6 protein-coding genes and 1 pseudogene are annotated in these 9,137 nt (G+C 72.0%); 6 read left to right on the top strand and 1 reads right to left on the bottom strand.

Translation table 11 applies throughout. The features are described from left to right. A pseudogene (locus tag ABD976_RS27730) lies at window positions 1–601 on the bottom strand (hypothetical protein); the annotation flags it as partial. Between the two features lie 507 nt (window positions 602–1,108). Here ABD976_RS27730 and ABD976_RS27725 point away from each other — a divergent pair. The 6 genes from ABD976_RS27725 to ABD976_RS27700 form a co-directional block, all read left to right on the top strand. Beyond that, window positions 1,109–1,972, top strand: a complete 864-nt coding sequence (locus tag ABD976_RS27725; protein WP_345368045.1) for a sigma-70 family RNA polymerase sigma factor — start codon at window positions 1,109–1,111, stop codon at window positions 1,970–1,972. Window positions 1,973–2,070: 98 nt separating this feature from the next. Further along, a complete protein-coding gene (locus ABD976_RS27720) occupies window positions 2,071–2,373 on the top strand; it encodes a pilin (protein ID WP_345368046.1) in 303 nt (100 codons plus the stop codon). Between the two features lie 2 nt (window positions 2,374–2,375). Further along, complete coding sequence (locus ABD976_RS27715) at window positions 2,376–3,269, top strand: TrbL/VirB6 family protein (protein WP_345368044.1); 894 nt, start codon at window positions 2,376–2,378, stop codon at window positions 3,267–3,269. Window positions 3,270–4,222: 953 nt separating this feature from the next. Further along, window positions 4,223–5,248 carry a PrgI family protein gene (locus ABD976_RS27710; RefSeq protein ID WP_345368043.1) on the top strand — a complete coding sequence of 342 codons (1,026 nt, stop codon included), beginning with the start codon at window positions 4,223–4,225 and terminating at the stop codon, window positions 5,246–5,248. Then, on the top strand, window positions 5,248–7,116 hold the full coding sequence (locus ABD976_RS27705; protein ID WP_345368042.1) for a VirB4 family type IV secretion system protein: 1,869 nt from the start codon (window positions 5,248–5,250) through the stop codon (window positions 7,114–7,116). Before ABD976_RS27710 ends, ABD976_RS27705 begins: the two co-directional genes overlap by 1 nt. A gap of 47 nt (window positions 7,117–7,163) precedes the next feature. After that, window positions 7,164–9,137, top strand: a 1,974-nt coding sequence (locus tag ABD976_RS27700) for a type IV secretory system conjugative DNA transfer family protein (RefSeq protein ID WP_425570130.1), incomplete at its 3' end; no start/stop codon positions are given.

Genomic DNA, 9,137 nt, shown 5'->3' with positions numbered 1-9,137 from the left:
CCACGAGGAGCCCGCCCGCCTTCAGACGCCGGGCGGCGTGCAGGGCGACGAGATCGCTCACGGCGTCCCCAGCCTCGGCCGGGTCGAGTCGGGTGATGATCAGGTCGAGGTCGGCAGCCGGGGCCTCGGTGGCGTGGGGGTCGGCGGTCGGGCTGGGGGCCGCCCAGTGGGCGTCGGTGGTGATGAGTCCGGCCCAGAACGGAGCCGAGCCCGTGCCTGCCGAGCGCGGTGCGGGCAGGTGTTCGAGCACGCTGGTGCGTCCGAGGTGCTTGATCGCGGCGAGGGCGTCGTCGGCCTGCTCCTTGAGCTCTGGCTCCCCGTCGCTGGTGGGCCAGGGCAGCAGGCCGACCCGGGCGCCGTGGTGGGAGAAGGCGGTCACGATCTGCCGGATCAGGGCGGGGGCCCAGGCCAGCGCCGGGTCGATGACGGCGTGGAGCGCCCACACCGAGGCCGGGGCGGCCTCGGCCGCGCGGGGGCGCTGCGCGCGGGTACCGCGCCGGTTGGTGCGGGGGCGGTGCGCGGGGGTGCGGGTCGGGGCTCCGGGATAGGGCCGGGGGTCCTCGCCACGGCGAGAACGGGAGGGCGGGTTCGGCGTCGGCATCAGGCGTCCTTTCCATCGGAGGGGATGCGGAGCGAGCGGTGGGTACTGCCATCCCTGAACTCCGGGAAAAGACGTCGGATGGGACACAAGACCACGGCACTTTTTTCGCCGGGCACCGCCGATGGTGCCCGGCAGCCAGGGAACGCGGTGGTGAGGCGCCGATGCATTCGCACTCGGGCCGATCGCTCTATCGGATCTACAGTGATCCCCGGAAAAATTATCCGTGGATCTTGGTAAGAGCCGCCGGAACGGGCTGGAGATGTCCGGCCACAGCTCTTACCGGCGGGGCACCGGGCTCTAACAGTGCAGGGTATGCCGGTGGTGGCGGGATCTTCGCCACGGCGCGGCGGGCGTGGAGTGGCGAGCGCCGCTGATCACGACAAGTGGGAGCGGCAAGTGTCCTGTACCTGCCCGGAATGAATCTGGTCAGCATTCGGTACCACTCCGGTACTGCCTCGCGTGGCTTTCTTGCGGTCGTTCTCCGCTCGTTTCTCAGGAGGCCCCGCGATGGACCGCATCCACCACGACATCGACCTTTCCGGCGAGGGCGCTTTGGACACCGCCCGCCGCGCCTTCACGTTTCTCACCACCGGCCCGCATCCGCTCGCGCTCGATGGACGGGAATTCTCCGGACTCCCGCCGCGCATGGTCGGCCTGGGCGAGGTCCGCGACCGGCTGCTGCACCGCCAGTGCCCGTTGGCGCTGCGCGACCGGGTTTGGACGCACCTCGTGTCGCGTTCCCGGGCCGAGGGCGGGGCGTGGACGGTGGCGTGCGCGGGGGTCGCGTTGCCCGCGCTGACGACGATCGCCGCCCGGCTCTCGGCCCGGTTCGCCGCCGACCCGGCCGACCTGCACTCGGCCGTGCTCGCCGGGTTTCTGGCCGGTGTCGCCGAGATCGACCTCGACCGCCCGGGGATCATGAACCGGCTCCGCTGGGCTGCGTTCCGGGCCGGGCACGCCGCCCTCCGCGAAGCCCTCGACGCCCCCGCCCCGTCCACCGAGACACCCACGGGCGCCCCCAGTGGTGATCGGGCACGCACCGCCGAGGAGGGCCATCCGGACCTCGTGCTGGCCAGCGCCGTCGCCGCTGGAGTGGTGACGCGGCAGGAGGCGGAGGTGATCTCGGTGACCCGGCTCGACGGCCACCCGCTCAGACGCGTGGCCGCCGAACGCGGGGTGTCCTACGAGGCGCTGAAGAAGCAGCGAGCGCGGGCCGAACACCGCCTCGCCGACCACCTCCAGCACCACAGCGAGCCCCCAATTGGTCCGGGCCGCCGGTCACGCTCAGTGACTCGACGGCAGGCCGATCGAGGTGAGGAACCCGGCGACGCGATGTCCCATTCCGGCTTCCGGACCGGAGTTCAGAGGTGACCCCGACCGCCCCTGCCCATCCCTGCGCCGGAGGTAGTTCCATGCCCACCACACCTCGAACCCATCACCGCCACCGCAGCCGCACGGCCTTCCTGCTGATGGTCGTGCTCTGCGCTGTGCTCGCCGCTGCCCACGGGGCCAGCGCCGAGACCACGCACGTGGTCGCGGTCGCCTCGCTCGACCAGGTGCTGACCAACATCCGGAACTGGATCATGGGGATGCTCGCGCTGGTCGCGACGGTGTTCCTCACCATCGGCGGTGTCCGGTACCTGCTGGCCAACGGCGACCCGGGCGAGGTGGAGAAGGCCAAGAGCGCGTTGCGCAACGCCGCCTTCGGTTACATGCTCGCCGCCTTGGCGCCGGTGATCGTCGACATCCTGCGCGGACTCGTCGGGGCCTGACCATGACCACCGCGTTTCGGACGTCCCTGGCACTCCTGCTGGTCCTCACCGCGCTGTGCGGGCTCGGCGCCACGGCCGCGGCCCAGCCGGCACCACCCGCTCCGGCTCCCGCGCCGAGTCCGGCGCCGGAGACGCCGCCGCCACCGGAACCGCCGACCCGGCCTCCGCCGGAACCGGACGGGGAATGCGGCTTCACCAATATCCCGGCCTGCGTTTCCGAGGCGATCGAGGGCTTCTTCACAGACCTGGTCACGCCGGGGTTGAACGAGGTGCTCGGGTTGCTGGGGGAATCGCTGCTGGTGACGCCGAAGCTCGACGAAGTTCCCGTGATCGGGGAGATCTGGGAGCAGTCCCGGCAGGCCGTGCTCGTCTCCTACGCGACGATCGTCCTGATCGCCGGGCTGCTCGTCATGGCCTACCAGACGATGCAGACCCGCAGCTCCATCAAGGAGATCCTCCCGCGCATTCTGGTCGGTTTCCTCGCCGCCAACCTGTCCCTGCTGGTGGCCGGGCATGCGATCGATATCGCCAATGCGCTGTCGCGGTCGATCCTGGGGAGCAATCTCGACCCGGAGCAGGCCGGTCAGGCGATGGCCGACACGCTCACCCACGATCTCGACGGCGGAAGCCTGTTCCTGTTGTTCGTCGCGTTGGCGTTGCTGGTGATGATCGTCGTGGTGCTGGTGACCTACGTGGTGCGGGTCATGCTCACCATCATTCTGCTCGTCGCCGCGCCGCTGCTGTTGATGTGCCACGCGCTGCCGCACACCGAAGGCATCGCGGTGTGGTGGTGGAAAGCCTTCGCCGGAACCCTGCTGATCCAGATCGGCCAGTCTTTCGCGCTGGTCACCGCGATGAAGCTGTTCTTCCTTCCCGGCGGCATCACCCTCTTCTGAAATCCCACCCCGTATTGCCGTGTCTGGTGGTGTGCGATGTTCCATTTCCTCGTGGCGCTGTCGCTGTGCTACGTGCTCATCAAAATCCCGTTCTGGGTGCTCAGCTCCATCAAGGGCCGCGGATCGTCGCTGATCGGCGGACTCGTGCGCGGGGCGATCGCCTACAAGACCTTCGGGCTCTTGCCCGGGAGCTCCGGGCGTAGCCCGAGCCGGAAGCCACCCACGCGAAAAGGGCACGCCCCTGCTGAGCCGAGCGATCCCTATGCCCGAACGCGCGCAGATTCTCAGGGGCAGTACCTGCTGCCGTTCGGCACTCTGAAACGGCGCCCCGCGACGCGCACCGGGAAACCGACGGCATCGTCACCTCGGCCGCGCGGCGGCCCGGACCGACAGTTGAAGCTCCCGCTGGACGGGGAATGGCCGGAGAACAAGCCGGTCCTGCAGCGCGATGGCCAGTACCGGTTGCCGATGCCCGTGCAGCGCCACGCCCGCCCGCCGGCCGGGCCTTCGGCCGTCGAGCCGGGCAAGCCGGGGCGGTCGAGGCAGATGTCGTTTCCGGTGAGCGGGGAATGGCCTGAGAACAAGCCGCGGGTGGGCAAGGACGGCCAGTACCAGCTTCCGCTCGCGGTGCGGCGCCAGCCACGGTCCGCCCCACCACCGCCACCAGCGGCACCTGCGCCCGCCGGGCGTAGTCGGCAGTCGGAGCTGCCACTGGGCCAGGACTGGCCGGAGAACGGGCCCCGGCTCGGCAGGGACGGCCAGTACCGGCTGCCGTTGAACGTGCGCCGCCAGCCACCGCCTCGGCCTCCCCGTCCCGCCGACACCGCGAACCCGCCTGCTCCGAGTCCGCCGCCGAGCAGGGCACCGCGTCCCCGCGCGGTGCAGCCGCCGTTGCCGCTGAAGAACCCGGCCCCGCGCCGTCCCCGTCCGCCCCGTTCTCCAGGAGGTCGCTCGTGACCACGCCGGTCAAGATTCCCGCTGACGTTGACATCGAGGACCGGGTCCTCGGTCCGCTCACCGCTCGGCAACTCGCGTTCTTCGGCGCCACAGCTCTCGCCTTGTACCTGCTGTGGCGAGCGACGCGGACGGTGCTGCCCTGGCCCGTGCTGGCCGGGATCACCGTCGTGGTGGCCGGGGCGGTGGCGGTGCTGGTCCTGGGCACCCGCGACGGCCTGTCGCTGGACCGGCTCCTGCTGGCCGCACTCCGGCAACGTCTGCAACCCCGCCTGCGGCTCGCCGCACCCGAGGGCATCCAGCCCGCACCGGAGTGGATCGACGACCGAGCCGTCACTGACTCCACCGCCCGCCGCGGCGAGACCACCGGACAGGTCGCGCTGCCCGCCGAGGACGTTTCCGAGGCCGGAGTGGTGGACCTGGGTCCGGACGGGCTCGCCGTGGTGGCGGCGTGTTCGACGGTGAACTTCGCCCTGCGGACCCCGGCCGAGCAGGAGGCGCTGGTCGGGGTGTTCGCGCGGTGGCTGCACAGCTTGACCGCACCCGCGCAGATCCTCGTGCGCACCCAGCGACTCGACCTCTCCGTCCAGATCACCGACCTCGACCAGCGGGCCCCCACCCTGCCGCACCCCGCGTTGGATGCCGCAGCCCGCGAGCACGCCGACTACCTCGCCGACCTCGCCGCGGGCAACGACCTCCTGCACCGCCAAGTCCTCCTCGTTCTTCGTGAACCGCGTGCCGCGGTGACACCGAGGGTTGGGCTTGCCCGGCGCGGCCGGGACGCCGACCAGCGCACGAAGGGCAGCGCCGAGCACCGTGCGGCCGAGGCACGGCTGGCGCGGCGCCTGAACGAGGCGACCGAGCTGCTGCACCCGGCCGGGATCACGGTCACCCCGCTGGATGCCGAGCAGGCCACTGCGGTGCTGGCCTCGGCGTGCAATCCCGACCGGCTCGTGGACGCCACCACCGGGCTCGCCTCGGCTGACGAGGCCATCACCGCCGCCTGTGAGGGGGCGGGGGAGTGATGCGGCGCAGAAACCGCACTCCGTCGAGCGCGACGGCGGCGTTCGTTCCGGACTCGGTGGTGGTCGGTGCGCGGCACGTGGAGGTCGGGTCGGAGTGGGTGGCCAGTTTTGCCATCACCGGCTTTCCCCGCGAGGTGCACCCGGGGTGGCTGGCGCCGCTGCTGACCTACCCGGGCCGGGTCGATGTGAGCGTGCACCTGGCGCCGGTCGATCCGGCCACGGCGGCCAAGGGGTTGCGCAAGCAGCTCGGGAAGCTGGAGTCCGGGCGCCGGCATACCGCCGAGCACGGCCGTCTGGCTGATCCGCAGGTGGAGGCCGCGACCGAGGACGCTTACGAGCTGTCGGACCGGGTGGCGCGCGGTGAGGGCAAGCTGTTCCGCGTCGGCCTCTATCTGACCGTCCGCGCTGCCTCTGAGCAGGTGTTGGCCGATGAGGTGCAGGCGGTGCGGGCGCTGGCCGCCAGCCTGCTGCTGGATGCCCAGCCCTGCTCCTACCGGTCGCTTCAGGGGTGGATCACCACGCTGCCGATGGGCCTGGACCTGATCGGGGTGCGGCGGGCCTTCGACACCGCCGCCTTGGCGGCGGCGTTCCCGTTCACCAGCCCCGACCTGCCCGCACCCGACCCGGCCTCCCCGGCCGCCGCCGAAGGGGTGCTCTACGGCTACAACCTGGGCTCGCAAGGGCTGGTGCACTCGGACCGCTTCGGCCCGGGGATGCACAACCACAACGCCGTGGTCCTCGGCCGCTCCGGAGCGGGGAAGTCCTACCTGGTCAAGCTCGAACTTCTGCGCAGCCTGTACCGGGGCATCGAGGTCGCCGTCCTGGACCCGGAGGACGAATACACCCGGCTGACCACCGCCGTGGGCGGCACCCACGTCGCCGTCGGCGAACCGGGGGTGCGGCTCAACCCGTTCGACCTGCCGGTCCACACCCGCGCGGACGGGCGCCGCACCGTCGCGCAGGATGCGCTGGCGCGGCGCTGCCTGTTCCTGCACACCGTGCTGACCGTGCTGTTCGGCCGCGACCTGTCGGCCGCCGAGCGCGCGGTGCTCGACCGGGCGGTCACGGCCACCTACCGGGCCGCCGGGATCACCGACGACCCCCGGACCTGGACCAGGCCCGCACCGCTGCTGCGAGACCTGCGCGAACACCTCGCCGCCGAGAACAACACCGACGCACGCACCCTGGCCGACGGGCTGCACCCCTACGTCGACGGCACGTTCTCCGGGCTGTTCGACGGGCCCACCACCACCTGCCCCGACGGGCACCTGGTCACCTTCGGCCTGCGCGCGCTGCCGGAGGAGCTCAAGGCGATCGGCACGCTGCTCGTGCTCGACGCGGTGTGGCGGCGGATCTCCCACCCCGCCGACCGGCGGCCCCGGCTGGTGGTGGTCGACGAGGCATGGCTGCTGATGCAGCAGCCCGAAGGCGCCCGGTTCCTGTTCCGCATGGCCAAGGCGGCCCGCAAGCACTGGGCCGGGCTGACCGTGGCCACCCAGGACACCGCCGACGTGCTCGGCACCGACCTCGGCAAAGCCGTCGTGGCCAACGCCGCCACCCAGATCCTGCTGCGCCAGGCCTCCCAAGCCATCGACGAGATCACCACCACCTTCGACCTCTCCGCGGGCGAGCGGCAGTTCCTGCTGTCGGCCGACCTCGGGCAAGGGCTGCTGTCGACCGGAACCCAGCGCGTCGCCTTCCAATCCCTCGCCTCCCCGGTCGAGCACCACCTCGTCACCAGCAACCCCGCCGAACTCGCCCACGACCAGGACGAGCACACCCCGACCACCCCCGACAGCCACGCAGACCCTGCGCCGGGGGAACTGCCGATGGATGCCGACGGCGACATCGACCTCGGCTTCGTCTGACCTCGCCGCCTACATCGCAAAAGGAGCCTGAAGTGGCCACACCACACGTGCCCGAGCCGCCCGAAGGCGGTTGGCTATCGGAGTACCTTCGCGATCCCGGCGAAGTTGTCCATTACGCGCTGTCCGTTGCGTTCGAGCTCGTCGGTACCTGGCCTGCTGCTGTGCCTGCCGCGCTCGTGCTCGCCGCGGTGGGCTTCACGGCACGCGGCTGGTGGTGGCAGCGTCGCCATGCCGCGCTGGCGGGGCAGGCCCGGGTGGTGACGGTGCTGGCGCCGCCGACGGTGGATTCCGGCGGAGGTGCGGCGTTGTGGGCCAACCTCGTGGGGCTGCTGCGCCCGTCCTGGCGCCGCTGGGTGTGGGGTCAGCCGCACGTGGTCTGGGAGTACGCCTTCTCCGAAGCGGGCACGGCGATCCGGATCTGGGTGCCCGAGGTGATCCCGCCGGGTCTCGTCGAGCGCGCCGTGGAAGCCGCCTGGCCCGGCGCGCACACCACGACCGAGCCCGCCGGTCCCGCGCTGCCTGAACCAGTGGCGGGGGAGCGGCGGGTCTTGGTAGCAGGGGAGCTGCGGCTCGGCAGGCCGGAGGCGCTGCCGCTGCGCACCCAGTTCGACTCCGACCCCGTGCGCGCCTTGCTCGGGGCCCCGGCCGGGATGGGCTCCCGTGAACACGCCTGCGTGCAGGTCCTCGCCCGTCCGGTCACCGGCCGCCGCGTAGCCCGCGCCCGCCGGGCGGCACGACATCTCCAGCGCGGCCGTTCCCACCACCTTGCCGGGCGGCTGCTGGACCTGCTCACCCCGCACACCACCAGCCGCCGCCGCTCGGGGGCGCCGTCGCGGCAGCCGCAGCCCGACCCGCAGACCGCGCTGGCGCTGTCGGCGCAGAATCGGGTGATCGTGGGCAAGCAGCAGGGCGGCCAGTACGAGACCGTGCTGCGCTACACCGTCGCGACCGACCTACCGGACGAGGCCACCGACGAGCAGCTGCGCACCGCCCGGGACGCCGCGCGCGGGCGGGCGCACGCGCTGGCGTCGGGTTTCGCGGTGTTCACCGACCACAACCATTTCACCCGCCACCGGCTCCACCGGCCCGCCCACGTGATCGCTCAGCGGCGGCTCGGACGCGGCAGCCTGCTGTCGGTGCGTGAGCTCGCCGCGCTCGCGCACCTGCCCTACGACGACAACACCCCCGGTTTGCACCGTGCCGGAGCCAAGGCCCTCGCTCCGCCGCCTGGTATCGCGGGCACCGGGGACGTGGTGAAGCCGCTGGGTGATGCCGATGCCGGGCACTCCCGGCCCGTGGGGTTGCGGGTGGCCGATGCCCGCCACCACCTGCACGTGCTCGGCGCGACCGGGTCGGGGAAGTCGACGCTGCTGGCGCATCTGCTGCTGGCCGATGCCGAGGCCGGGCGGGGCCTGGTGCTGATCGACCCCAAGGGCGACCTCGCCACCGACGTCCTCGCCCGGCTGCCCCGCGACGCCGGGAGCAGGCTCGTGCTGTTCGACGCCGACAGCCGCGCGAAACCGCCCTGCCTGAACCCCCTCGATGGCGGGGACACCGACCTGGCCGTGGACAACCTGGTGTCGGTGTTCCGGCGGGTCTATGCGGCGTTCTGGGGTCCGCGCACCGATGACGTGATGCGCGCCGCCTGCCTGACCCTGCGGGCCCAGGCCGGTGTGTCGACCCTGGCGGATCTGCCGAAGCTGCTGTCCGAACCGGCTTTCCGCACCCGCGTCACCGCCCGGGTGAGCGATCCGGTGCTGCGCGGGTTCTGGCGCTGGTACGACGAACTCAGCGAGGCCGGGCGCAGCCAGGTCATCAGCCCCCTGATGAACAAGCTCCGCGCGTTCCTGCTGCGCCCCTTCGTCCGCGACGCCCTGACCGCCGGACCCTCCACCGTGGACATGACCCGGGTGCTCGACGAGGGCGGCATCTGCCTCGTGCGCATCCCCAAAGGCTCCCTCGGCGAGGAAACCACCCGCCTGCTCGGCTCCCTGGTCGTGGCCCGCACCTGGCAGGCCACC

Origin of the sequence: Saccharopolyspora cebuensis (genome assembly GCF_039542665.1) — a bacterium.
Taxonomy (GTDB): domain Bacteria; phylum Actinomycetota; class Actinomycetes; order Mycobacteriales; family Pseudonocardiaceae; genus Saccharopolyspora; species Saccharopolyspora cebuensis.
The sequence above is the reverse complement of the archived record's forward strand: the minus strand, read 5'-3'. Positions and strand labels throughout refer to the sequence as shown.